Below are 24,546 nucleotides of genomic sequence, written 5' to 3' on the forward strand. Positions count from 1 at the left end.
TGAGGGGCACCGCTTATGCCGGGCAGGCGTGCCTGCCCGGGCTGTTAATTTCCTTGCATGCGGACGTTCACTACCATGCTGATTGATCAGAAAATACCTTTAGGCCAGTACATCGCGGGCTTCGTCGAATGGTTGACGCAACACGGCGCCAACACCTTCGACGCAATCGCCGTGACACTGGAAACGATGATCCACGGCGTGACGTTTGCGCTGACCTGGTTCAACCCGCTGGTGCTGATTGGCCTGATTGCCATCATTGCCCATCTGATTCAACGCAAGTGGGGCCTGACCGCGTTCGTGGTCGCCTCGTTCCTGCTGATCCTCAACCTGGGTTACTGGCAGGAAACCATGGAAACCCTCGCCCAGGTGCTGTTCGCCACCCTGGTCTGCGTGTTGATAGGCGTGCCGCTGGGCATCGTCGCCGCGCACAAACCGATGTTCTACACCATGATGCGGCCGGTGCTCGATCTGATGCAGACCGTACCGACCTTCGTTTACCTCATTCCTACCCTGACCCTCTTCGGGCTGGGTGTGGTACCGGGCCTGATCTCCACGGTGGTCTTCGCCATCGCGGCGCCGATCCGCCTGACCTACCTGGGCATCCGTGATGTCCCGCAAGAACTGATGGACGCCGGCAAGGCCTTCGGCTGCTCGCGTCGCCAATTGCTCTCCCGGATCGAACTGCCGCACGCCATGCCGAGCATCGCGGCCGGCATCACCCAGTGCATCATGCTGTCGCTGTCGATGGTGGTGATCGCGGCACTGGTCGGCGCCGACGGACTCGGCAAACCGGTGGTCAACGCACTGAACACTGCTGATATTGCGCTGGGCTTCGAAGCAGGCCTGGCAATCGTACTGCTGGCGATCATGCTCGACCGTATCTGCAAACAACCCGACGCTAAAGTAGGGGGTGACGCATGAGCATAATTCGCTTCGAAGACGTCGACGTAATCTTCTCCAAAGACCCGCGCGAGGCACTCAAGCTGCTTGATCAGGGCATGACCCGCAACGAGATCCTGAAGAAGACCGGTCAGATCGTCGGCGTGGAAAAAGCCACGCTGGACATCAACAAAGGCGAGATATGCGTGCTGATGGGCCTCTCCGGCTCGGGCAAATCGAGCCTGCTGCGCTGCATCAACGGCCTCAACACCGTGAGCCGCGGCAAGCTGTTCGTCGAGCATGAAAACCGTCAGATCGACATCGCGTCCTGCACGCCCGCCGAGCTGAAGATGATGCGCACCAAGCGCATTGCCATGGTGTTCCAGAAGTTCGCCTTGATGCCCTGGCTGACAGTGCGCGAGAACATCAGTTTCGGTCTGGAAATGCAGGGTCGACCGGAGAAGGAACGCAAGAAACTGGTCGATGAGAAACTCGAACTGGTTGGCCTGACCCAATGGCGCAACAAGAAGCCGGACGAACTTTCCGGCGGCATGCAACAGCGCGTCGGCCTCGCCCGTGCGCTGGCCATGGACGCCGATATTCTGCTGATGGACGAACCGTTCTCGGCTCTCGACCCGCTGATCCGCCAGGGTCTGCAGGATGAACTGCTGGAACTGCAACGCAAGCTGAGCAAGACCATCGTGTTTGTCAGCCACGACCTTGATGAAGCCCTCAAACTCGGCAGCCGCATCGCGATCATGAAAGACGGCCGGATCATCCAGTACAGCGTGCCGGAAGAGATCGTCCTCAACCCGGCGGACGACTATGTGCGCACCTTCGTCGCCCACACCAATCCGCTCAACGTGCTCTGCGGCCGCAGCCTGATGCGCACGCTGGACAAGTGCAAACGCATCAACGGCTCGGTGTGCCTCGATCCGGGCGGCGACTCGTGGCTGGACCTGGCCGAAGGCAACACCATCAAAGGCGCACGGCAGAACGGCTCGGTGCTGAACCTGCAGAACTGGGCACCGGGGCAAGCAGTGGAAGGCCTGGAGCGCAAGCCAACGCTGGTGGATTCGAATATCGGCATGCGTGACGCGCTGCAGATCCGTTATCAGACCGGCAACAAGCTGGTGCTGCACGATAACAATCATGTGGTGGGGATTCTGGGGGACAGCGAGTTGTATCACGCGTTGTTGGGCAAGAATCTGGGTTAGCCGCAGGTGGCATAAAAAAGGGATCGCGGTGAGCGATCCCTTTTTGTTGGGTCAGGAAAAAGCCCCTCACCCTAGCCCTCTCCCAGAGGGAGAGGGGACCGACCGAGTTGGACGGTCAAGCTACATCGACCTGAAATTTCGAGTCGAACTCAGGTCTTGAAAAGCCCCCGATCTGCTCCCTTCCCCCTCTCCCTTAGGGAGAGGGCTGGGGTGAGGGAGCTTTTGACTTTAGCTGTAAACCCGCCCAAGCAACTGCCGGTGGCTCTCGAACTGATCCAGCACATCCCGCGTAATCTGCTCCGGGGTGAAGCCCATCAAGTCGTAATCCTGGCTGCCATTGTGCAAATACACCTCAGCACGGTAGTAACGCTGACGCGCTTCGTCCGACTGCGCCGATTCGGTCGGGGTCGCCAGATAACCATCCAGGCTCACTTCGTAAACGAAAGGGTTGCCCTCTTCCATCTCGACCCGCACGCCCATGCAGCGCTTGGCCTTGCCCAGCAGCGTCTGCACTTCAATGCCCTGATTGCGCAATTGCGCCGCCGCATCCTCCAGCGCCGGGGTGACGTGTTTGTCCATGAAGCGCTGCACCACCGATTGGCTCGGCTGCAGATCCAGTTGCGTCAGGCGCTCGCTGAAACCACGGCGTCCGCGCTCGGCCAGTTGCGCTTGCTCCTGCTCGATCTGCACGTCCTGGCGCATCGCCTTGTGCAGGCCGAACATGAAACAGATCAGCACCACCGAGAACGGCAGGCCGGCCAGCACGACCATGGTCTGCATGGCTTCGAAGTTGCCGGCGAACAGCAGGCCGATGGTCACCAGCGTGATCACCACCGACCAGAAGATCCGCAGCCAGTGCGGCGCGTCTTCATCGACGTTGCCGCCCTTGCAGGAAAGATTCGCCATCATCACCGCGCCGGAGTCGGCCGGGGTCAGGAACAGCACGAAGCCGACGAAGATCGACACACCAATCACGACTTTCGACGCCGGGTAATGCTCAAGCAACTGATAGATCGCCATCGACGGCTGTTCCAGCGCCGTCTTGCCCAGCTCCACCGCGCCCTGATTCATCACCAGATCCAGCGCCGAGTTGCCGAAGATCGACAGCCACGCCAAGGTGAAGCCCAGCGGAATCAGCAGCACGCCAGCAACCAGCTCACGCACGCTGCGACCACGGGAAATCCGCGCAATGAACATGCCCACGAATGGCGCCCAGGAAATCCACCAGGCCCAGTAGAACAGCGTCCACAGGCCCAGCCAGCGATCGGACTTGGCGCTGTCGCCTTCGTAGACGTACAGGTCGAAGGTCTTCAGCACCACGCCGTTGAGGTAGTCACCGATGTTCTGCACGAAACCGTTGAGCAGGTGCAAAGTCGGGCCGAACAGCAGAACGAAAATCAGCAGGCCGCTGAACAGCACGATGTTCAGGTTGGACAGACGACGGATGCCGTTTTCCACACCCGACACAGCGGCGATGGTCGCTACTGTGCTCATGACGATGATGACGATCAGCAGGTTGGTGTTGCTGTGCTCCATGCCGAACAGGTTTTCCAGCCCGGACGACACTTGCAGCGAGCCAATCCCCAGGTTGGTCACCAGACCCAGCAGGGTCACGAACATGCCGAAGCCGTCCACCGCGTGACCGGCCGCGCCTTTGACCCAACGCTCGCCGACCAATGGATACAGCGCCGAACGCAGCGCCAGCGGCTGGTTATGCCGATAGGCAAAATACGCCACGGCAAGGCCGACCAAAGCGTAGATCGCCCAGCCGTGCAGGCCCCAGTGCAGGAAGGTCAGTTGCACCGCCTGACGCGCGGCCATGTTGGTGGCCGAGGTGCCTTCCGGCGGATTGAAGTAATGATCCAGCGGCTCGGACGCGCCGAAGTACAGCAGCGAAATGCCGATGCCCGACGAGAACAGCATCCCCGCCCAGGCGCCGTAACTGAAATCCGGGGTGTCGTCCTTGCTGCCCAGTTTGAGTTTGCCGTACGAGGAAAACGCCAGACCGACCACGAACACCAGGTAGGCGGCGATCACTACCATGTAGTACCAGCCGAAGCTGCGCGACAACCAGGCCTGGGCCATCCCCAACATTCTGCCGGCCTCTTGCGGGGCGATGATCAGAATGGCGGTCAACAACAGAATCAGCGCGGTCGAGGTGTAGAACACCCAACCGTTGACCGTCACCTTCTCGGGCGGGGTCTTTATTAGCGAGGCAGAACTCATGGCACAAATGCTCCAGGCAGTGCGAGAGAAGAACACAAGGCATCACGGAACCCGACCAATCGGTTAGTTGGCAGCCGACCGGCGGGTGATATAAAGACACTCCGAAAAAAGCCCGAACCTGCCGAAATGGCGTTGCGTATTCGCTTTCGTGGCCAGAGGCGACGGACGTTCATCCGAAACCTGGCCCCGAGCGTCTTGCCCTTTCAACACGTCCATCGAATCGCGAACCGCGCCATGCCCCGCGCAGGTTTCGAGCCGTTTCAGGTGTCGGTTTTTATCGTCATTACGCGTAGGAATTTTCTGTAGGCAGCGACGAATTGTCGCAGATCTTATTCTTTGTTGATTGAACGTTCAATCAAAACAAAATAGACTGGCCCTCAATCCGATCGGCGTCATTCGCCCCTCGGAAGGCCTAAGGAGATGTGCAAGATGCCCAAGGTCGGTATGCAACCCATCCGCCGCCAACAATTGATCGAAGCCACTTTGCAAGCGGTCGATCAGGTCGGAATGGGGGACGCCAGCATTGCGCTGATCGCCCGTTTGGCCGGTGTCTCGAATGGCATCATCAGTCATTACTTTCAGGACAAGAACGGCCTGATCGCCGCCACGATGCGGTACCTGATGACCGCCCTCAGCGAGAGCGTCACCGCGCGCCGTCAGGCGCTGGCAGATGACAGCCCACGGGCGCATCTGCAGGTGATCATCGAAGGCAACTTCGACGCCAGCCAGGTCAATGGCCCGGCAATGAAAACCTGGCTGGCCTTCTGGGCCACCAGCATGCACCAGCCGTCTTTGCACAGGTTGCAGCGGATCAACGATCACCGTCTGTATTCCAACCTGTGCTGCCAGTTCCGCCGTGTGCTGCCGCTCGAAGATGCGCGCAGCGCCGCCCGGGGTCTGGCAGCGTTGATTGACGGCTTGTGGTTGCGCGGCGCGCTGTCGGGAGACGCTTTCGACACGGCGCAGGCGCAACAGATCGCTTACGAATACATGGATTTCCAATTGGCCAAGAAGGTGAGCTAGAGCACACAGAAAATGCTCGGCCCCTGAACTCCACCGCAGTGTGATCGCGGTGGTCAACGCCAACCACCAATGCACTTGCGAGGACACTATGGCCCGTTTCGAACTGCAAAAACTCTACATCGATGGCGCGTACACCGACGCCGGCAGCGACGCCACCTTCGAAGCCATCAACCCGGCGAACGGTGAAGTCCTCGCACTGGTGCAACGTGCGACCAAAGACGACGTCGAGCGCGCTGTGGTCAGCGCCGAAAAGGGCCAGAAAATCTGGGCCGCGATGACCGCCATGGAGCGTTCGCGCATCCTGCGCCGCGCCGTCGACATCCTGCGCGAGCGCAACGATGAGCTGGCCGCGCTGGAAACCCTGGACACCGGCAAATCCTTCTCCGAAACCAAGTACGTCGACATCGTCACCGGCGCTGACGTGCTGGAATACTACGCAGGCCTGGTGCCCGCCATCGAAGGCGAGCAGATCCCGCTGCGTGACACCTCGTTCGTTTACACCCGTCGCGAACCGCTGGGCGTGGTCGCCGGTATCGGCGCGTGGAACTACCCGATCCAGATCGCCCTGTGGAAATCCGCTCCAGCCCTGGCGGCCGGTAACGCGATGATCTTCAAGCCAAGCGAAGTCACCTCGCTGACCACTCTGAAACTGGCTGAGATCTACACCGAAGCCGGCGTGCCGAACGGCGTGTTCAACGTCCTGACCGGCAGCGGCCGCGAAGTCGGCACCTGGCTGACCGAGCACCCGCGCATCGAGAAAATCTCCTTCACTGGAGGCACCGACACCGGCAAGAAAGTCATGGCCAGCGCCTCGGCTTCGTCGCTCAAGGACGTGACCATGGAACTGGGCGGCAAGTCGCCGCTGATCATCTGCGACGACGCCGATCTCGATCGCGCCGCCGACACGGCGATGATGGCCAACTTCTACAGCTCCGGTCAGGTCTGCACCAACGGCACTCGCGTGTTCGTACCGGCGCACCTGAAAGCCGCTTTTGAAGCCAAGATCGTTGAGCGCGTTGCGCGCATCCGCGTTGGCAACCCGGAAGACGAAAACACCAACTTCGGCCCGCTGGTCAGCTTCCCGCACATGGAAAGCGTGTTGGCTTACATCGCCAAGGGTAAAGAAGAAGGCGCACGCGTGCTGTGCGGCGGCGGTCGACTGACCGACGGCGAATTCGCCAAAGGCGCGTTCGTTGCGCCAACCGTGTTCACCGACTGCACCGACGACATGACCATCGTGCGCGAAGAGATCTTCGGCCCGGTGATGGCGATCCTTTCCTACGAAACCGAAGAAGAAGTGATCCGCCGCGCCAACGACACCGACTTCGGCCTGGCCGCCGGTATCGTTACCAAAGACCTGAACCGCGCGCACCGCGTGATCCATCAACTGGAAGCCGGTATCTGCTGGATCAACGCCTGGGGCGAGTCCGACGCAAAAATGCCGGTCGGCGGCTACAAGCAGTCGGGTGTTGGCCGTGAGAACGGGATCAGCTCGCTGAACAACTTCACCCGCATCAAATCGGTACAGGTCGAGCTGGGCGATTACGTCTCGGTGTTCTGATCAGACTCAGAGTCCGGGTGGGGCCATTGTGGCGAGGGGATTCATCCCCGTCGGGCTGCGAAGCGGCCCCCCTCCAGACACTGCAATTCTCCAGACAGAACCAGTCGCCGACTCTGCGACTGCTGCGCAGCCGAACGGGGATAAATCCCCTCGCCACAGGTGCGCGGTCACAGTTGACCTGACCAACTTCAAAGAGGGTGCATTCAATGTCCCAAGAATTCGATTACATCATCATCGGTGCCGGCTCGGCCGGTAACACCCTGGCGACCCGTCTGACTGAAGACGAAGGCGTCACCGTTCTGTTGCTCGAAGCCGGGGGGCCGGACTACCGCCTCGACTTCCGTACCCAGATGCCCGCTGCGCTGGCCTTCCCGCTGCAGGGTCGTCGTTACAACTGGGCCTACGAAACCGATCCAGAGCCACACATGGACGGGCGCCGGATGGAATGCGGTCGCGGCAAAGGCCTCGGCGGCTCTTCGCTGATCAACGGCATGTGCTACATCCGTGGCAACGCCATGGACTACGACGGCTGGGCGAAACTGCCGGGCCTGGAAGACTGGTCGTACCTCGATTGCCTGCCGTACTTCCGCAAAGCCGAAACCCGTGACATCGGCCCGAACGATTACCACGGTGGCGACGGCCCGGTCAGCGTGACCACGCCGAAAGCCGGCAACAACCCGCTGTTCCACGCCATGGTTGAAGCCGGCGTGCAGGCCGGTTACCCGCGTACCGAAGACCTCAACGGTTACCAGCAGGAAGGCTTCGGCCCGATGGACCGCACCGTGACGCCGAACGGCCGCCGTGCTTCCACCGCCCGTGGCTACCTCGACATCGCCAAGAAGCGTTCGACCCTGACCATCGTCACCCACGCCCTGACCGACAAGATTCTCTTTGAAGGCAAGCGCGCGGTCGGCGTGCGTTACCTGATCGGCGACGCTGAAGAACGTGTTGAAGCCAAGGCGCGCAAGGAAGTCCTGCTGTGCTCCGGCGCCATCGCTTCGCCGCAGATTCTGCAGCGCTCCGGTGTCGGCCCGGCGAAATTGCTGGAAAGTCTCGACATCCCGGTGGTCCACGATCTGCCGGGCGTCGGTGAAAACCTGCAGGATCACCTTGAGCTGTACCTGCAATACGCCTGCACCCAACCGGTTTCGCTGTATCCGTCGCTGCTCTGGTACAACCAGCCGGCGATCGGTGCCGAGTGGCTGTTCAACGGCACCGGCATCGGCGCCAGCAACCAGTTCGAGGCCGGCGGTTTCATTCGTTCGCGTCCGGAATTCGAGTGGCCGAACATCCAGTACCACTTCCTGCCGGTGGCGATTAACTACAACGGCAGCAACGGTGTGAAAGAGCACGGTTTCCAGGCGCACATGGGTTCCATGCGCTCGCCGAGCCGTGGCCGCATCCAGGTCAAATCCAAGGATCCGCGCCAGCACCCGAGCATCCTGTTCAACTACATGGCCACCGAGCAGGACTGGCAGGAATTCCGCGACGGCATCCGCCTGACCCGCGAAATCATGCAGCAGCCGGCCCTCGACGCGTTCCGTGGTCGCGAAATCAGCCCGGGCATCGACGTGCAAACCGATGAGCAGCTCGACAAGTTCATCCGCGAGCACGCTGAAACCGCGTTCCACCCGTCCTGCTCGTGCAAGATGGGCACCGACGAGATGGCCGTGGTCGATGGCGAAGGTCGTGTGCATGGCATGCAGAGCCTGCGCGTGGTCGATGCCTCTATCATGCCGATCATCACCACCGGCAACCTCAACGCGCCGACGATCATGATGGCCGAGAAAATCGCCGACAGGATCCGTGGCCGCAAGCCGCTGCCGCGCAGCAACGCTGCTTATTACGTCGCGAACGGCGCGCCGGTCAAAGGCAAGCCGATGCGGGATATTACCCCTGCGGCTCAGTAAGACGTAATACCGAGGCGCGACCTTCGCGAGCAGGCTCGCTCCCACATTGGAATGCATTTCAACTGTGGGAGCGAGCCTGCTCGCGAAGAGGCCCTCACAGCAACACACAATTCCCCGCTGCACTGTAAATTCCCCTACACCCCCTCTTCACTTGATCCTACCCCCACGCAGGCCTACTCTAGACCTCGCGTAACCGTTTCACCCCTCCCCGCTGTCGCCATGCCGCTACTCCATTACAAGGAGGTTCTCGAATGTTCGATTTCCACCCCCAGCTCAAGCAGCGCTTTGCTGCCTTGCGCACGGGCGCTGAATTTTTTTCCCTGCGGTATGTGCGCGAGTCCGGGCAGTTTCTGTCGGTGCGCAAGAACGTCGCCGAACCGCCGAGCCTGAGCCGCGATGAAGGCGCAATGCTCACCGTGCGCGTGAATGGCGTCGAAGCCTACGCGGCGACCAATGACCTCTCGCAACAAGGCCTGCAAGCCGCCCTCGAGCGCGCCGAGCAACAGGCCCGCCGGCTCAAGCCGCACGCCTTGCTCGATCTGCGCGGGCAGACGCTGTCCAGTGACCGCGCTGATTATTTTTCACCCAACCTCGAACAGCCCTTCCCGTCCCTGAGCGAATGCTTCGATCTGCTCGGTGCGGAGTCCGCCTCGGTGCCCAAGGATGAGCGCCTGGTCAATTGGCAGGTGAGCATCGGCATCACCCATGTCGAGCAGATCTACCTGAGCAGCGCCGGCGCCGAATTGCGCCAGGCCCAGCGCTTCGTCTATCCGAGCCTCGACGTCACCGCCTACGACGGCAACGACAGCCAGACCCGCAGCCTCGGCCGCGAGAACTTCGGCCAACAGGGTGGCGCTGATGTCATCAGCCGCTGCGGCCTGGTCGGTGCCGGTCCGCAAGTCGCCGACCAGGCCCTGCAACTGCTGCTCGCGCCGAACACCCCGCAAGGCCCGCGCGACCTGCTGCTGATGCCCGATCAGATGATGCTGCAGATCCATGAATCCATCGGTCACCCGCTGGAGCTCGACCGCATCCTCGGCGATGAGCGCAATTACGCCGGCACCAGTTTCGTCAAGACCAGCGATTTCGGCAGCCTGCAATACGGCTCCAACCTGCTCAACGTAACCTTCGATCCGGGCATCCCGGAAGAACTCGCCAGCTACGGCCATGACGACGACGGCACTGCGGCGAGCAAACAATTCCTGATTCGCGACGGCCTGTTGCTGCGCCCATTGGGCGGGGCGCTGTCGCAGTATCGCGCCGGCCTCGAAGGCGTTGCCAACAGCCGCGCCTGCGGCTGGAACCGGCCACCGATCGACCGCATGGCCAACCTCAACATCGAGCCGGGCGATCAGACGCTGGAGCAGATGATCGGCGGTATCAAGCACGGCATTCTGATGAGCACCAATCGCTCGTGGTCGATCGACGATGCGCGCAACAAATTCCAGTTCGGCTGCGAATGGGGCCAGCTGATCGAGAACGGTGAACTTAAAGGCGTGGTGAAAAATCCCAACTACCGGGCCATTTCCGCGCACTTCTGGAAGAGCCTGCGCGCCGTCGGCGATGCCAACACCGTCAAGGTGCTGGGCACGCCGAACTGCGGCAAGGGCGAACCGAACCAGGTGATTCGCGTCGGCCACGCTTCGCCGGCCTGCGTATTCAGCAACATTGATGTGTTTGGGGGAGACGCCTGATGAGCATTTCGAAGCGTCAGTCCGACGCCTTCAAGGTCATGGTCAACTGGCTGCGCGACAGCGTGCGCGAGCCGGAACAGTTCACGCTCAGCTACGCCGCCGAAGCCTCGGCGTTCGTGCGCTTCAATCACGCCAAGGTGCGCCAGGCCGGGCAAGTGCAACAGGCCAACGTCGGCCTGAAACTGATCGACGACGGTCGCCACGCCGACCTGCAGATCACCTTGTCCGGGGATCAGGAAGCCGATCTGCAACGCCTCGCCGAAGGCTTGCAACAACTGCGCGAAACCTTGCCGCTGCTGCCGCAGGATCCGTACCTGTTGCTCAATCACAACAGCTGGCAGAGCACGCACGTACAAGCGCATCCGCTGCCGGACACCGAAGATGTCGTCGGGCAAATCTGCGCTGCCGCTGAAGGTCTCGATCTGGTCGGTTTCTATGCTGCCGGCCCAATCAGCCGCGGTTTCGCCAGTTCCGCCGGCGCGTTCGGCTGGCATGAAGCCAACAGTTTCAACTTCGACTTCAGCCTGTTCCATGAAAACGGCGAAGCGGTGAAGGCCAGCTACGCCGGGCATGACTGGAGCGACGAGGGCTTCGCCCGGCGTTTCGCCCAGGCCCGCGAACAGCTGGAGTTTCTCGGCCGACCGTTACGCACTTTGGCACCGGGACAGTACCGCGCCTATCTGGCGCCGGCAGCGCTGGAAGAAATCATGGGCATGCTCAGTTGGGGCGGGTTCTCGGCGCAATCGATCGCCAGCAAGAGCAGTCCGTTGCAGAAACTCTACGTCGGCGATCAGGCGTTCAGTCCGCTGGTGTCGCTGGATGAGAAAGTCAGCGAATCCCTGAGCCCGGCGTTTTCCGCCGAGGGTTATCCGCGCAGCGATCTGCGTCTGATCATCGAAGGCCGGGCCGGTGATCAACTGGTCGGTTCGCGCAGCGCGGCGGAATACGGTCTGGCGGCGAACGGTGCGGGCGGTGGCGAGATGCCCAGTGCATTGAACATGGCCGCCGGTGATCTGTCGCAAGAACAGATCCTCAAGCAGTTGGGCACCGGGCTGTACATCAGCAATCTTTGGTACCTGAACTACTCGGACCAACCGGCGGCGCGCATGACCGGCATGACCCGCTTCGCGACCTTCTGGGTCGAGAACGGCGAGATCCAGGCGCCGGTCAGCACCATGCGTTTCGACGACAGCGCCTACAACCTGCTCGGCTCGCAGCTGGAAGCGTTGACTACCGAGCGTGAATTGCTGCTGTCGGCGAGTACCTACAGTCAGCGCAATACCTCGTCATCGCTGTTGCCGGGGGCGCTGATCAGCCGGTTGACCCTAACGCTGTAAAACAAAGATCCCCGGCACACAGGGGATCACCTGTTGGAATAGAAACTGTGGCGAGGGGATTTATCCCCGATGGACTGCGCAGCAGTCCCGCTTTTTTGGGGCCGCTGCGCGACCCAGCGGGGATAAATCCCCTCGCCACAGGGTTTCATGTTTGAACAAAAATCTGGATTAACCACCCACACGAGGTTCCATGCCCAACCGCCCGCCTCTCGACGCCATCACCGCCCGCTGGTTGCCGTGGGTCGTCGCCATTGCGTTCTTCATGCAGTCCCTCGACGGGACCATCCTCAACACCGCGCTGCCGGCCATGGCCAGCGATCTGGCCGAAGACCCGTTGCGCATGCAGGGTGTGATCATCGCCTACATGCTCACCGTGGCCCTGCTGATCCCGGCCTCCGGCTGGATCGCCGACCGCTTTGGCACCAAGAAAATCTTCTTCGGCGCGATTCTGCTGTTCAGCTTCGGCTCGTTGCTCTGCGCTTTGTCCAGCAGCCTGAGCATGCTCATCGGTGCACGGGTGATTCAGGGCCTCGGCGGTGCGCTGATGCTGCCGGTCGGGCGACTGGTGGTGCTGCGTGCCTACCCGCGCTCGGAACTGGTGCGGATCATGGGTTTCATCACCATTCCCGGCCTGCTCGGCCCGCTGATCGGCCCGACCATGGGCGGCTGGATGGTGGAATACGTGACGTGGCACTGGATCTTCCTGATCAATCTGCCGGTCGGGGTGATCGGCTGTTATGCGGTGTGGAAATTCATTCCCGACCTGCGCGGCACGGAGCGCACGCGCTTCGATAGCCTCGGCTTTCTGCTGTTCGGCGCGGCGATGATCCTCATCACCATTGCCATGGAAGGTCTTGGTGAACTGCACCTGCCGCACCTGCGGGTGATGTTGCTGCTGTTCGCCGGCATGGCCTGTCTGGCGGCGTACTGGCTGCGCGCCGGGCACATCGAAAACCCGTTGTTCGCGCCGTCATTGTTCAAGACCCGCACCTTCGCCGTCGGCATTCTCGGCAACCTGTTCGCGCGACTGGGCAGCGGCGCTTTGCCGTTCCTGGTGCCGTTGCTGCTGCAAGTGGCGTTGGGCTATTCGCCGTCGCAAGCGGGGATGAGCATGTTGCCGCTGGCCGCTGCGGCGATGATCGCCAAGTGGGTCGCGCGGCCGCTGATCGAACGCCTCGGCTATCGCATCGTCCTCACCGGCAACACGCTGGCGCTGGGGATCATGCTGGCGAGCATGGGCCTGGTCAGCGAGCAGACGCCATACTGGCTGCTGCTGTGCCTGCTGGCCGTGCTGGGTGCGATCAACTCGCTGCAATTCACTGCAATGAATACCGTGACGCTGATCGACCTCGACGATGCCAGCGCCAGCAGCGGCAACAGTCTGCTGTCGGTGGTCGCGCAATTGTCGCTGAGCCTCGGCGTGGCTTGCGCCGGTGCGCTGCTCGGCGGCTTCACAGCGAAAGTCGGCAACGATGGCGTGGAAACCGTACTCGGTGCGTTCCAGCTGACCTTCGTCACGGTCGGCGTGATGGCGATGCTGGCGGCGACGATCTTCTCGCAGCTGTCGAAGGAAGACGGGCGCCGCGCCAAGCGCCCGGAAGAGCACATCGAGCACTGATTGTGCTGGAGGACATCTGTGGCTGCTGAAGGACTTCCGTGGCGAGGGGATTTATCCCCGCTGGGTTGCGCAGCAGCCCCAAAAAGGTTGGATGCGGTCAGCCTGATGAATTGAGGTGGCAGGTATTGGGGGTGCTGCGCACCCCATCGGGGATAAATCCCCTCGCCACAGATAAATCCCCCCGCCACAGATAAATCCCCTCGCCACAGGTAATCCCTGCCTCGGGTTCAATCGCTGTTCGTCCAGAACTGTCGAGGAAACCGGCACGGGGCTGCTACACTGCGCGACATTTTGTTTTGCAGGCCAGTCCCGTGACCACCATCGCCACCGCTTTTAATACTCTGCCGCTGTCCGCCGCCATGCTGGCTAACCTCGAATCACTCGGTTATGCCCAGATGACGCCAATCCAGGCGCAGAGCTTGCCGGTGATCCTCAAGGGGATGGACCTGATCGCCCAGGCCAAGACCGGCAGCGGCAAGACCGCCGCGTTCGGCATCGGCCTGCTCAACCCGATCAACCCGCGCTACTTCGGTTGCCAGGCGCTGGTGATCTGCCCGACTCGCGAGCTGGCCGACCAGGTGGCCAAGGAAGTCCGCCGTCTGGCCCGCGCCGAAGACAACATCAAGGTCCTGACCCTGTGCGGCGGCGTGTCGTTCGGCCCGCAGATCGCTTCGCTGGAACACGGCGCGCACATCATCGTCGGCACTCCGGGGCGCATTCAGCAGCACTTGCGCAAGGGTTCGCTGGTGCTCGATGGCCTGAACACGCTGATCCTTGATGAAGCCGACCGCATGCTCGACATGGGTTTCTACGACGCCATCGAAGACATCATCATCAAGACCCCGGAGCGCCGGCAAACTCTGCTGTTCTCCGCGACCTACCCGGTGGGCATCAAGCAACTGGCTTCGAAATTCATGCGCGATCCGCAGACCGTCAAGGCTGAAGCCTTCCACGACGACACGCAGATCGAGCAGCGCTTCTACGAGATTTCTCCGGAAGAGCGCATGGGCGCGGTGACCAAAGTCCTGCACCACTTCCGTCCGGCGTCCTGCGTGGCGTTCTGCTTCACCAAGCAGCAGGTTCAGGAAACCGTCGATCACCTGACCGCCAAAGGTATTTCCGCCGTTGGCCTGCACGGCGATCTGGAACAGCGTGATCGTGATCAGGTACTGGCGATGTTCGCCAACCGCAGCACCTCGGTGCTGGTTGCCACCGACGTCGCCGCCCGTGGTCTGGACATCGATGCGCTGGACATGGTGATCAACGTCGAGCTGGCGCGCGATTCGGAAATCCACATCCACCGCGTCGGCCGTACCGGTCGCGCGGGCGAGAAAGGCATCGCCATCAGCCTGGTCGCGCCGTCCGAAGCTCATCGTGCGCAAGCCATCGAACAACTGCAGAAAGCGCCGCTGAACTGGGATCAGATCGACAACCTCAAGTCCCAGGGCCTGGCGCCGCTGCAACCGCCGATGACCACCCTGTGCATCGGCGCGGGCCGTAAAGACAAAGTGCGCCCTGGCGACATTCTTGGCGCATTGACCGGCGAAGCGGGCATTCCCGGTGCGCAGGTCGGCAAGATCGCGATCTTCGATTTCCAGGCCTACGTCGCCGTTGAACGCACCGTGGCCATGCAGGCCTTGCAGCGCCTGAACGACGGCAAGATCAAGGGCCGCTCGTTGCGCGTACGTATTCTGTAAGCGATCTTCCATCCATAGGAGATCCCCTGTGGGAGCGGGCTTGCCCGCGATGACGGCCTGACAGACAACATCTATGTTGAATGTGCAGGCCTCATCGCGGGCAAGCCCGCTCCCACATGGAGCACAGGTGATTTTGAATTTTGTGTGAGGACACCGTTTTGCGCTCTACCGAAGTCGTGATCATTGGCGCTGGCGCCGCCGGCTTGATGTGTGCCCTGACCGCCGCCGGGCGCGGGCGTCAGGTGTTGCTGCTCGACCACGCGAACAAGGCCGGCAAGAAAATCCTCATGTCCGGGGGTGGCCGCTGCAATTTCACCAACATGTACACCGAACCGAGCAATTTCCTTTCGCAGAACCCGCATTTCTGCAAATCGGCGCTGGCGCGTTACACCCAGTGGGATTTCATCGGCCTGGTCGGCAAACACGGCGTGCCGTACCACGAGAAGAAACTCGGCCAGCTGTTCTGCGATAACAAATCCAGCGACATTCTCGGCATGCTCCTTGATGAGTGCGATCAGGCCGGCGTCGAGCTGCACCTGGACACCTCGATCCAGACCATCGAAAAAACCGACAGCGGTTATCTGCTCGACACCACCCTCGGCCAAGTCCAGTGCCAGTCGCTGGTGATCGCCACCGGCGGGCTATCGATTCCGACCCTGGGCGCCACCGGTTTCGGTTATCAAGTCGCCAAACAGTTCGGCCATGAACTGCTGCCGACCCGCGCCGGTCTGGTGCCGTTCACCATCACCGACCAGCTCAAAGAGTTGTGCACAGAGCTGTCCGGCACCTCGGTGGATTGTCTGGTCAGCTGCAACGAGCAGAGCTTTCGCGAGAACATTCTGTTCACTCACCGTGGCCTCAGCGGCCCGGCGATTCTGCAGATTTCCTCGTTCTGGGAGTCTGGCGATACGGTAGAGATCAACCTGCTGCCGGATCACGACGCGGCGAGCTGGTTGCAACAGCAAGTCGCCGAGCGTCCGAACAGCGAGCTGAAGACTTTGCTTGGCGAGATCTTCACCAAGAAGATGGCCAATCTGCTGGCGGACAACTGGTTTGTCTCCAAACCGATGAAGCAGTACACCCACGCCGAACTGGCGGAGATTGCCGAGAAACTCGGCAGCTGGAAGGTTGTGCCGGCGGGGACTGAAGGCTATCGCACGGCTGAGGTGACCCTGGGCGGCGTCGACACCCGCGAGGTGTCGTCGAAGACCATGGAATCGCTGAAAAGCCCGGGCCTGTACTTCATTGGGGAAGTGCTTGACGTCACCGGGCACTTGGGCGGCTTCAATTTCCAGTGGGCCTGGGCCTCTGGTTACGCTGCTGCGCAGTACGCTTAACTCAAGGCCAAATACAAAACCCTGTGGGAGCGAGCCTGCTCGCGAATGCGGTGTACCAGTCGACATCAATGTTGAATGACACTCCGCTTTCGCGAGCAAGCTCGCTCCCACAGTGGTTTGTGGTGTAAGTAAAAGGAACACTTTTTGCTGTCAGATGTGCTCGACGCCATTGCGTCGGCGTCATTACTGGCTCAATTTAGCGGCATCGCCTCGGAAGGCCTTCGCACTTCATGTCCTCGACCTCGTTTCGTCAGTCTTTGCGGCGCCTGTGGGCGCTGGATAAATTCAGCTACAGCGTGCGGGTATTCATCGCCCTGACCGGCAGCATGGCGCTGTGCTGGTATCAGGATGAAATGGGCCTGCTGATCCCGTTGTTCCTCGGCATCATCGCCAGCGCCCTGGCCGAAACCGACGACAGTTGGCAGGGTCGTCTCAACGCTCTGGCGGTGACGCTGGTGTGTTTCAGCATCGCCGCGCTGTCGGTGGAATTGCTCTTTCCCTACCCGATCATTTTCGCCGTGGCCCTGGCGCTGGCCAGTTTCGGTCTGACCATGCTCGGCGCGCTGGGCGAGCGTTACGGTGCGATCGCCTCGGCGACGCTGATTCTCTCGGTGTACACGATGATCGGCGTCGATCAGCGCGGCGGCGCGGTTACCGATTTCTGGCATGAACCGATGCTGCTGGTCGCTGGCGCGGCGTGGTACGGCCTGCTCTCGGTGCTGTGGCAGGCACTGTTTTCCAATCAACCGGTGCAGCAAAGTCTGGCGCGCCTGTTCCGTGAACTGGGCCTGTACCTGAAGCTGAAATCCTCGCTGTTCGAGCCGATCCGGCAGATGGATGTCGAAGCCCGCCGCCTCGAACTGGCGCAGCAGAATGGCCGCGTGGTCGCCGCACTCAACACGGCCAAGGAAATCATCCTGCACCGGGTCGGCAACGGTCGACCGGGCTCGAAAGTCAGCCGTTATCTGAAGCTGTATTTCCTCGCCCAGGACATCCACGAACGCGCCAGCTCTTCGCATTACCCTTACAACGCGCTGGCCGAGGCGTTCTTCCACAGTGACGTGCTGTTCCGCTGCCAGCGCCTGCTGCGCCAGCAAGGCAAGGCCTGCCGGGCCTTGGCCGAGTCAATCCAGATGCGCCAGCCGTTCATCTACGACGCCAGTTTCGCCGAAGCCCTGAACGACCTGCATGCCTCCCTCGAACACTTGCGCATCCAGAGCAACCCGGCATGGCGCGGCCTGCTGCGCTCGCTGCGCGCCCTGGCGGCCAACCTCGGCACCCTCGACCGCCTGCTCAGCGACGCCAGTAACCCCGATGCTCTGGCGGACGCCACCGACAGCAGCCTGCTCGACCGTTCACCGCGCAATCTCAAGGACGTGTGGATTCGCCTGCGCACGCAACTGACGCCGACCTCGCTGCTGTTCCGCCATGCCCTGCGCCTGCCGCTGGCACTGAGCATCGGCTACGGCATGGTGCACCTGATCCACCCGTCGCAAGGCTACTGGATCATTCTCACCACGCTGTTCGTCTGCCAGCCGAATTACGGCGCCACCCGGCGCAAACTCGGCCAGCGGATCATCGGCACGGCCATTGGCCTGACGGTGGCCTGGGCGCTGTTCGATCTGTTCCCCAACCCGGTAGTGCAATCGTGCTTCGCCATTGCTGCCGGCGTGGTGTTCTTCACCAATCGCACCACTCGCTACACCCTGGCGACGGCGGCGATCACGATCATGGTGCTGTTCTGCTTCAATCAGGTCGGCGACGGCTACGGGCTGTTCCTGCCACGGCTGTTCGATACCTTGCTCGGCAGTTTGATTGCGGGTCTGGCGGTGTTCCTGTTCCTGCCGGACTGGCAGGGCCGGCGCCTGAACAAAGTGCTGGCCAACACCCTGACCTGCAACAGCATCTACCTGCGCCAGATCATGCAGCAATACGCCGCCGGCAAGAGCGACGACCTCGCCTATCGCCTGGCCCGACGCAACGCGCATAACGCCGATGCGGCGCTGTCGACAACACTGGCGAACATGCTTATGGAGCCGGGGCATTTCCGTAAGGAGGCGGATGTCGGCTTCCGCTTCCTGGTGCTGTCGCACACTTTGCTCAGTTACCTGTCCGGGCTCGGTGCGCACCGTGAAACGCAACTGCCGGCGGATGTGCGCGAGCATCTGATCGAAGGCGCCGGGGTGAAACTGGCGACCAGCATCGACGAAATCGCTCAAGGCCTTGCGAGCAAGCAGCCGATTGCAATTCAGAGTGATGAAGAAGAAGCGCTGGCCAATGAGCTGGAACAGATGCCGGATGAAATCGATGAAGGGCAGCGGTTGGTGCAGACGCAGTTGGCGCTGATTTGCCGACAGTTGGGACCGCTTCGGACATTGGCGGCGCATTTGATCAAAGAGGTCTAGCTGCAAGCTACAAGCTACAAGCTACAAGCTACAAGCCAAACGCTACCCGGCTTCTAACTTGCCGCTTGCCGCTTGCCGCTTGTAGCTCCCAACTACATTCCATGCCGCCGCAATAACTTCTCATAAGTCCCGTCAGCCTTCATCGCTGCAATCGCCCGGTCAAACCCGGCGACGATCTGCTCATGCTGCGGATTCTTCAGGCTGACCAGAATATGCAGGCTGTTTTCACTCAACGGTTTGGGTAAAAACTCCACCGAATTGCGCACCTTGGCCGATTCCCGGGCCAGGTAATACTTCGCTACGTACTCATCCTCAAGCGTCAGCTTGACCCGATCCGCCGCGAGCATGCGCACGCCCATGGCGAAGTTGTGCACGGGCACTTTCTGCATCGCCGTGTCGGCATCGAACGGGACGGAATAGGCATAGCCGCGCACCACCGCGATCGGATAGGTGTGCAATTGCTCGAGGCTGTTGTATTCAATGGGTGCGTCTTTGCGCTTGAGGAAGCGGATGCGGTTGATCAGGTACTCACCGGAAAACTGGCCGATCTGCGTGCGCTCGTCGTTGTACCAGGCATTGACCAGCACGTCGTAACGCCCCTCGCCAATCCCCAGCAATGCGCGCGCCCACGGCACTTGCTCGTAACCGCTGGCATAACCGGCGCGAGCCAGTGCGGTGCTGACAATGTCGGTGGCCAGTCCACCGTTGACCAATGCATCGTCGGTAAACGGCGGCCAGTTATCGAACGCCAGCCGCAGCTTCTGCGCCGCAGCATCCTGGCCGAGCACCAGCAGTCCGATCAAAGCAACGGCTTGAAGCAATCGCAGCATGCTTGAACATCCTCAGCGGGCAACCGCCCGACGTGGTTTCACGTCAAAACCCAAGACCCCTTACCGGCAAAACCCAAGCATTGAACATTAGCTCATGGGAGCCAGTGGACAGTGCTCTTGAGCAGATTACACAAAGTCGCAGCCAGCGTGAGAAAGGAATAGTGGCATTTTGACCTTTATCACAGACTGTTGCGCCATACAGACATACGGCGCTGCTGCGCTTAGTATCGGGCGACATGGTCAAGGAATCGGAAAATGACAATCGAGTGGATCTGCAAACATCATCGTGATCTGGGCAAAGAGCAGTTGTACGCCCTGTTGAAGCTGCGCTCTGACGTATTCGTGGTCGAACAGAAATGTGCTTATCCGGACCTCGACGGCCAGGATCTGGAGGGCGATACCCATCACCTGATGGGTTGGGAGGATGATCAGCTGATGGCTTATCTGCGCCTGCTGGACCCGGAATCCCAGGGCGGCGACGTGGTGATTGGCCGCGTGGTGACGGCGCCCGCCGGCCGTGGCAAAGGGTTGGGCCACGCGATGATGGAACAGGCGCTGAAGCAGGCCGAAAAGCACTGGCCGCAGGTGCCGATCTATCTGTCGGCGCAGGCGCATTTGCAGGGGTATTACGGCAAGTACGGGTTTGTCGCAGTCGGCGAGGAATATCTCGAGGATGACATTCCGCACATCGGCATGCGTCGTTCTTGAGGGCCCTTTCGCGAGCAGGCTCGCTCCCACAGGGAATGTATATCCATTGTGGGAGCGAGCCTGCTCGCGAAGGCGTAAGAACCGTCGGCGCAGAAATCAGGGGTATTCCAGCACCGCTTTTATCTGCCGCAAATTGCGCTCGATCCACCCGCGATCAATCGCTCCCCACTCACGAATCCGATAGCGCCCCGCATGATTGCGCGCGCCCTCCTCCTGTTCGAATTCACAGACAATATCCAGATCGGCCAGCGCGGCAATCGTGTCCTGGGCGGTGCGTCGAGGCATGCCGGTGACTTCGGTCAACGCCGGCACACTCGGCGCCAGGCCACTGTCGATCAGATAGGCCACGTACAAACGGCGATAGAAACTGCTTTTGGTCTTGCTGACGTCCATCCACACCTTCCTGATTGGTCAAGCCTGCATATCCCGCCACGTCAGGTACACGCGCAGATCGAACTCGATCTGGTGATACCCCGGCAGCATGTGCTCGCACAGTTTATAGAACGCCTTGTTGTGGTCCGATTCCTTGAAGTGCGCCAGCTCGTGCACGACGATCATCTTCAGAAAATCCGGCGCGGCGTCCTTGAACAGCGCGGCGATGCGGATTTCCTTGTTGGCCTTGAGCTTGCCGCCCTGCACCCGTGACACCGTGCTGTGCAGACCGAGCGCGCGGTGGGTCAGGTCGAGGCGGTTGTCGAACAGCACTTTGTCGATGGCCGGCGCATTGCGCATGTACTGCTGCTTAAGATCCAGCGCGTAGCTGTACAAGGCCTTGTCGCTCTGCACGTCGTGTCGCCCTGAATAGCGCTGATTCAGGTATTCACCCAGGCGCCCTTCGGCAATCAGTTGGCGCACCTGATCCTGCAATTGTGCGGGGTAGGCCTGGAGGTACTTCAACACAGTCATGGACGAGCGACGCGGTTCGAAAAAGGTCCGCCAGTGTAGCGAATTCAACCGGGCAACGCGCTCCAGTCAAACGGTTCAACGAAGCTGACCGCGTCTTCGGCGATCAACGGCCGCGCGACGAGGAAGCCCTGCACGTATTCGCAGCCATGGGCTTGCAGCCACTGATATTGCTCGAGGGTTTCCACCCCTTCGGCAATCACCAGCAGACCGTATTGCTTGCACAGATCGATGACCATGCGCACCAGCGCCGCATCACGTGGCGAGTCCGGCAAGCGCGCGATCAGGTGGCGGTCGAGCTTGAGCGTGTCCAGTTCCAGATCACGCAAATGCGCCAGCGAGCACGGCCCCGAACCAAAATCATCCAGCGCCACGCGCACCCCGAGATGACGCAGCAGCCGCAGTTGCTTGCGGGTTTCGTCCGGGTTTTGCATCAACGCTTCTTCGGTGACCTCGACTTCCAGTTGCCGCGGTTGCAGCGCATGGCGTTCCATGACCTGGCGCAATTCAGTGACCAGATTCGGCAGGCCGAACTGGGTATTGCTCAGGCTTACGCCGAGCACCAGATCTTCAGCGAACAAGGTTTCCCAGGCTTTGCGCTGGCCGGCGCCACGGTGATAGATCCAGCTGCCGAGGCGACTGATCAAGCGCGCCTCTTCCAGCAACGGCAGAAACAACCCCGGCGGCACATCGCCGACACTCGGATGCTGCCAGCGCAGCAACGCTTCGAAACCACGGATCTGTCCGCTGCCGATCGCCACCTGCGGCTGATAGACCAGATTGAAATCGCGATTCTCGATGGCCTCGCGCACGCTGTCTTCAAGCATCAGACGCGAGCGTGCGCGGCCGTTCATTTCATGATCATAGAAGCGATATTGCTGACGGCCGGCACGCTTGGCTTCGTACATGGCAATGTCCGAGGCGCGCAGCAAGCCGTCGAGGTTACGGCCACAGTCGGGATAAGTAGCGATACCGATACTGGCGCCAAGGACGATATCCAGGCCTTCGATCTGCTGACAAACCGATACCCGTTCGATGAGTTTTTCGGCAATCTTCGCCGCTTGCTCAGGGAACTCCAGATCCAGCAGCGCGGTGAATTCATCGCCGCCCATGCGCGCGAGAATATCGAACGGTCGCAGGCACGCCTTCAATTGTTCGGAGACCCAGCGCAACACGCGGTCGCCGGCGTCATGGCCGAGGGAGTCATTGACCCGTTTGAAGCCATCGAGATCGAGGTAGAGCAACACCCAGCTGCTGTCGCTGCGTTCCCCGCGCAACAGCAGGTTTTCCACGGTCTGGTAGAACCCGCGCCGATTGAGCAGCCCGGTCAGCGGATCGGTCACGGCCTGGAACTCCAGTTGCTGGTGCAAGTGACGCACCACCGACATGTCCAGCACCGTCACCACCATCGCGTGCTGCTCCGAGGGCAGCGGCGCGCAGGACAATGCCACCGGCACTTGCTGCCCCGGCGCAGTACGCAACAACGCATCATGCAGGCGCAGGGTTTCGCCACGTTGGTAGCCGGAGTAGAACTCGGAATCGGCCCACAGGGGAATGTGTGGCTTCTGCAGGAAATCGAGAAACTCCTTGCCTTCCAGATCCTTCACCGGCGCGTTGAGCAGTCGCGAAATCGCCGGGTTGGCGAAGCGGATCACGCCGTCCTCGCTCAGCACCAGAATGCCTTCGGCGGCGTTGTCCAGCACCGAGGCATTGAAGGCGCGCGCCACTTCCAGGTCATGACTGAGGCGTTGCAAGGCACGGCGATTGCGCTGGTGCTCGAGCAGCGCCTGGACCTTGGGCTTGAGGATTTGCGGATCGAACGGCTTGAACAGGTAATCCACCGCACCGCTGGCATAGCCCTTGATCACGGCATCCTGAGATTGCTCGTTGGCGGTGAGAAAGATAATCGGCGTGAGGCGCGTGCGCTGGCTGCCGCGCATCAGCCGCGCAACCTCGAAACCATCCATGCCGGGCATCTGCACATCGAGCAGGACCAGATCGATGTCGTATTCGAGCAAAAGGTTCAGTGCCTCGAAACCCGAGGCGGCGGTCATCACGTGCCAATCCTGACGCTGCAATAACGCGCGCATGCTGATCAGGTTTTCGGGGTAATCATCGACGATCAAAAGGACCGAGCTGCCTTCACCTGGCTGGGGTTGCGCGCATTCCATGCTGCTTCTCTTATCGGGACCGGTTGCCGGCAAAACCATAGACGTACTGAGCCTTCACTCTAGACGCGGATGCCGCAAAGCAGAAGCTGTCGTCACGCCATCATTTGGCCAATGTTCCATCGAACCGACTAACGGTCACCGCTACAGCCCCCGAAAACCGGGAAGGATGGCATTTCGACAGGACTTTGACGTCAAGTAATCGCCGGGCGGGCATTAACAAAAATTGCCGCTACGCTTATAAAGACGCCCGAAAACGCGCGGGCTAGAGCTTCTGGCACCGGCGTTCCGGATGAATTGATTGGAAGAACCGTCATGATCGACCTCGCAACCTGGAACCTCAGCGTTCCTGTTGGCAGCCCGCCGTACACCGTCGAAACCTCGAAACTGGTGGATGGCTTCAAGGATCAGTACTTCCATTCCGACACCGGCACCCTGTTCTTCTGGTCCCCGGTGACTGGCTCGAAAACCGAAAACGCCATCTACCCGCGTACCGAACTGCGCGAAACCTACAGCAACGGCACCCTGCGCAACTGGTACTACCCGGACGCCGACAACCTGCTGCGCGCCACTCTCACGGTGAACAAGGTGCCGAGCTCCGGCAAGATCGTCATCGGCCAGATTCATGCGTACGAGAGCCAGCGGCCAATGGTCAAGCTCGAATATCAGTACAAGGAAAAAACCCAGACCGGCAATCTGGTGATAAAAGTGCGCATGCGCCCGGACGACGCCGAAAGCCGCGTCATCACCCTCGCCACCGGGATCAAGCTCGATCGCGAATTCAACTACCTCATTCACTTGAGCCCTGGTGGCGCGCTGGGCGTGAGTGCGGCAGGTTATCAGTGGGATTCACAGATCAGCGCGACGTGGCGTGACAAGCCGTTGTACTTCAAGGCCGGGGTGTACGTGCAGGACAACACCGGGTACACCAGTGAGGGTGGGCAGGTGATGTTTTCGAAGCTGGATATTGATCACAACAAGTGACACGACAGGCAGCGGACCCGGCAAAGCTTGCCGACACAAGCGGCAACAG

At 60.9% G+C, this 24,546-nt stretch carries 18 protein-coding genes; 13 read left to right on the top strand and 5 right to left on the bottom strand.

Going from position 1 to position 24,546, the window contains the following annotated elements:
- Positions 1–75: 75 nt before the first annotated feature.
- Positions 76–921: a choline ABC transporter permease subunit gene (gene choW, locus HU724_RS26140; RefSeq protein WP_016772805.1), complete on the top strand. Its 846-nt coding sequence runs from the start codon at positions 76–78 to the stop codon at positions 919–921.
- Positions 918–2,096: a choline ABC transporter ATP-binding protein gene (gene choV, locus HU724_RS26145; protein WP_016772804.1), complete on the top strand. Its 1,179-nt coding sequence runs from the start codon at positions 918–920 to the stop codon at positions 2,094–2,096. The genes choW and choV overlap by 4 nt, the downstream gene beginning before the upstream one ends.
- A gap of 228 nt (positions 2,097–2,324) precedes the next feature.
- On the opposite strand, the gene HU724_RS26150 is transcribed toward choV, so the two are convergent.
- The gene (locus HU724_RS26150) at positions 2,325–4,265 is read right to left on the bottom strand and encodes a BCCT family transporter (protein WP_223630511.1); all 1,941 of its coding nucleotides are present in this window, start codon (positions 4,263–4,265) and stop codon (positions 2,325–2,327) included.
- A 486-nt stretch (positions 4,266–4,751) separates the two neighbouring features.
- Between HU724_RS26150 and betI the strand changes: the two genes are divergently transcribed.
- The 9 genes from betI to yccS all read left to right on the top strand — a co-directional run bounded on the left by betI (position 4,752) and on the right by yccS (position 18,904).
- Positions 4,752–5,345, top strand: coding sequence for a transcriptional regulator BetI (betI, locus tag HU724_RS26155; RefSeq protein WP_008085771.1), 594 nt, complete (start codon positions 4,752–4,754; stop codon positions 5,343–5,345).
- Positions 5,346–5,433: 88 nt separating this feature from the next.
- A complete protein-coding gene (gene betB, locus HU724_RS26160; protein WP_024014608.1) occupies positions 5,434–6,906 on the top strand; it encodes a betaine-aldehyde dehydrogenase in 1,473 nt (490 codons plus the stop codon).
- A 206-nt stretch (positions 6,907–7,112) separates the two neighbouring features.
- Complete coding sequence (gene betA, locus HU724_RS26165) at positions 7,113–8,816, top strand: choline dehydrogenase (RefSeq protein ID WP_186568934.1); 1,704 nt, start codon at positions 7,113–7,115, stop codon at positions 8,814–8,816.
- A gap of 251 nt (positions 8,817–9,067) precedes the next feature.
- On the top strand, positions 9,068–10,510 hold the full coding sequence (locus HU724_RS26170) for a TldD/PmbA family protein (RefSeq protein ID WP_186568935.1): 1,443 nt from the start codon (positions 9,068–9,070) through the stop codon (positions 10,508–10,510).
- Positions 10,510–11,847, top strand: coding sequence for a TldD/PmbA family protein (locus tag HU724_RS26175; RefSeq protein WP_186568936.1), 1,338 nt, complete (start codon positions 10,510–10,512; stop codon positions 11,845–11,847). The genes HU724_RS26170 and HU724_RS26175 overlap by 1 nt, the downstream gene beginning before the upstream one ends.
- A 190-nt stretch (positions 11,848–12,037) precedes the next feature.
- Entirely contained in the window at positions 12,038–13,465 is a 1,428-nt protein-coding gene (gene mdtD / locus HU724_RS26180; RefSeq protein WP_016772799.1) for a multidrug transporter subunit MdtD, read from the top strand.
- Between the two features lie 311 nt (positions 13,466–13,776).
- Positions 13,777–15,162: an ATP-dependent RNA helicase DbpA gene (gene dbpA, locus HU724_RS26185; RefSeq protein WP_186568937.1), complete on the top strand. Its 1,386-nt coding sequence runs from the start codon at positions 13,777–13,779 to the stop codon at positions 15,160–15,162.
- Between the two features lie 158 nt (positions 15,163–15,320).
- Positions 15,321–16,499: a BaiN/RdsA family NAD(P)/FAD-dependent oxidoreductase gene (locus tag HU724_RS26190; protein ID WP_186568938.1), complete on the top strand. Its 1,179-nt coding sequence runs from the start codon at positions 15,321–15,323 to the stop codon at positions 16,497–16,499.
- Between the two features lie 230 nt (positions 16,500–16,729).
- Positions 16,730–18,904, top strand: a complete 2,175-nt coding sequence (gene yccS, locus HU724_RS26195; RefSeq protein WP_076564406.1) for a YccS family putative transporter — start codon at positions 16,730–16,732, stop codon at positions 18,902–18,904.
- Between the two features lie 92 nt (positions 18,905–18,996).
- Here the strand turns inward: yccS and HU724_RS26200 are convergent, their stop codons facing one another.
- Positions 18,997–19,734 carry a substrate-binding periplasmic protein gene (locus HU724_RS26200; RefSeq protein ID WP_186568939.1) on the bottom strand — a complete coding sequence of 246 codons (738 nt, stop codon included), beginning with the start codon at positions 19,732–19,734 and terminating at the stop codon, positions 18,997–18,999.
- A gap of 255 nt (positions 19,735–19,989) precedes the next feature.
- Here HU724_RS26200 and HU724_RS26205 point away from each other — a divergent pair, with 255 nt between their 5' ends.
- Positions 19,990–20,442: a GNAT family N-acetyltransferase gene (locus HU724_RS26205; RefSeq protein ID WP_056786498.1), complete on the top strand. Its 453-nt coding sequence runs from the start codon at positions 19,990–19,992 to the stop codon at positions 20,440–20,442.
- 96 nt (positions 20,443–20,538) lie between these two features.
- On the opposite strand, the gene HU724_RS26210 is transcribed toward HU724_RS26205, so the two are convergent.
- Genes HU724_RS26210 through HU724_RS26220 form a run of 3 tightly spaced genes read right to left on the bottom strand, consistent with a single transcriptional unit; the run spans position 20,539 to position 23,516 of the window.
- Positions 20,539–20,835 carry a winged helix-turn-helix domain-containing protein gene (locus tag HU724_RS26210; RefSeq protein WP_003229005.1) on the bottom strand — a complete coding sequence of 99 codons (297 nt, stop codon included), beginning with the start codon at positions 20,833–20,835 and terminating at the stop codon, positions 20,539–20,541.
- Between the two features lie 18 nt (positions 20,836–20,853).
- Entirely contained in the window at positions 20,854–21,348 is a 495-nt protein-coding gene (locus HU724_RS26215) for a YgjP-like metallopeptidase domain-containing protein (RefSeq protein ID WP_073476602.1), read from the bottom strand.
- 44 nt (positions 21,349–21,392) lie between these two features.
- Positions 21,393–23,516, bottom strand: coding sequence for a putative bifunctional diguanylate cyclase/phosphodiesterase (locus HU724_RS26220; protein ID WP_186568940.1), 2,124 nt, complete (start codon positions 23,514–23,516; stop codon positions 21,393–21,395).
- 312 nt (positions 23,517–23,828) lie between these two features.
- On the opposite strand from HU724_RS26220, the gene HU724_RS26225 reads away from it, so the two are divergent.
- Positions 23,829–24,497, top strand: a complete 669-nt coding sequence (locus HU724_RS26225; RefSeq protein ID WP_186568941.1) for a polysaccharide lyase family 7 protein — start codon at positions 23,829–23,831, stop codon at positions 24,495–24,497.
- Positions 24,498–24,546 lie beyond the last annotated feature (49 nt).

This window comes from Pseudomonas iranensis (genome assembly GCF_014268585.2).
Taxonomy (GTDB): Bacteria; Pseudomonadota; Gammaproteobacteria; order Pseudomonadales; family Pseudomonadaceae; genus Aquipseudomonas; species Aquipseudomonas iranensis.

What these genes read in the sequence shown, in the direction of transcription:
- choV (WP_016772804.1), top strand. Translation starts at nt 918, where the DNA reads ATGAGCATAATTCGCTTCGAAGACGTCGACGTAATCTTCTCCAAAGAC.
- yccS (WP_076564406.1), top strand. Translation starts at nt 16,730, where the DNA reads ATGTCCTCGACCTCGTTTCGTCAGTCTTTGCGGCGCCTGTGGGCGCTG.
- HU724_RS26220 (WP_186568940.1), bottom strand. Translation starts at nt 23,516, where the DNA reads ATGGAATGCGCGCAACCCCAGCCAGGTGAAGGCAGCTCGGTCCTTTTG.
- HU724_RS26225 (WP_186568941.1), top strand. Translation starts at nt 23,829, where the DNA reads ATGATCGACCTCGCAACCTGGAACCTCAGCGTTCCTGTTGGCAGCCCG.
- betI (WP_008085771.1), top strand. Translation starts at nt 4,752, where the DNA reads ATGCCCAAGGTCGGTATGCAACCCATCCGCCGCCAACAATTGATCGAA.
- betB (WP_024014608.1), top strand. Translation starts at nt 5,434, where the DNA reads ATGGCCCGTTTCGAACTGCAAAAACTCTACATCGATGGCGCGTACACC.
- mdtD (WP_016772799.1), top strand. Translation starts at nt 12,038, where the DNA reads ATGCCCAACCGCCCGCCTCTCGACGCCATCACCGCCCGCTGGTTGCCG.
- HU724_RS26215 (WP_073476602.1), bottom strand. Translation starts at nt 21,348, where the DNA reads ATGACTGTGTTGAAGTACCTCCAGGCCTACCCCGCACAATTGCAGGAT.
- HU724_RS26205 (WP_056786498.1), top strand. Translation starts at nt 19,990, where the DNA reads ATGACAATCGAGTGGATCTGCAAACATCATCGTGATCTGGGCAAAGAG.
- HU724_RS26175 (WP_186568936.1), top strand. Translation starts at nt 10,510, where the DNA reads ATGAGCATTTCGAAGCGTCAGTCCGACGCCTTCAAGGTCATGGTCAAC.
- betA (WP_186568934.1), top strand. Translation starts at nt 7,113, where the DNA reads ATGTCCCAAGAATTCGATTACATCATCATCGGTGCCGGCTCGGCCGGT.
- HU724_RS26210 (WP_003229005.1), bottom strand. Translation starts at nt 20,835, where the DNA reads ATGGACGTCAGCAAGACCAAAAGCAGTTTCTATCGCCGTTTGTACGTG.
- choW (WP_016772805.1), top strand. Translation starts at nt 76, where the DNA reads ATGCTGATTGATCAGAAAATACCTTTAGGCCAGTACATCGCGGGCTTC.
- HU724_RS26200 (WP_186568939.1), bottom strand. Translation starts at nt 19,734, where the DNA reads ATGCTGCGATTGCTTCAAGCCGTTGCTTTGATCGGACTGCTGGTGCTC.
- HU724_RS26170 (WP_186568935.1), top strand. Translation starts at nt 9,068, where the DNA reads ATGTTCGATTTCCACCCCCAGCTCAAGCAGCGCTTTGCTGCCTTGCGC.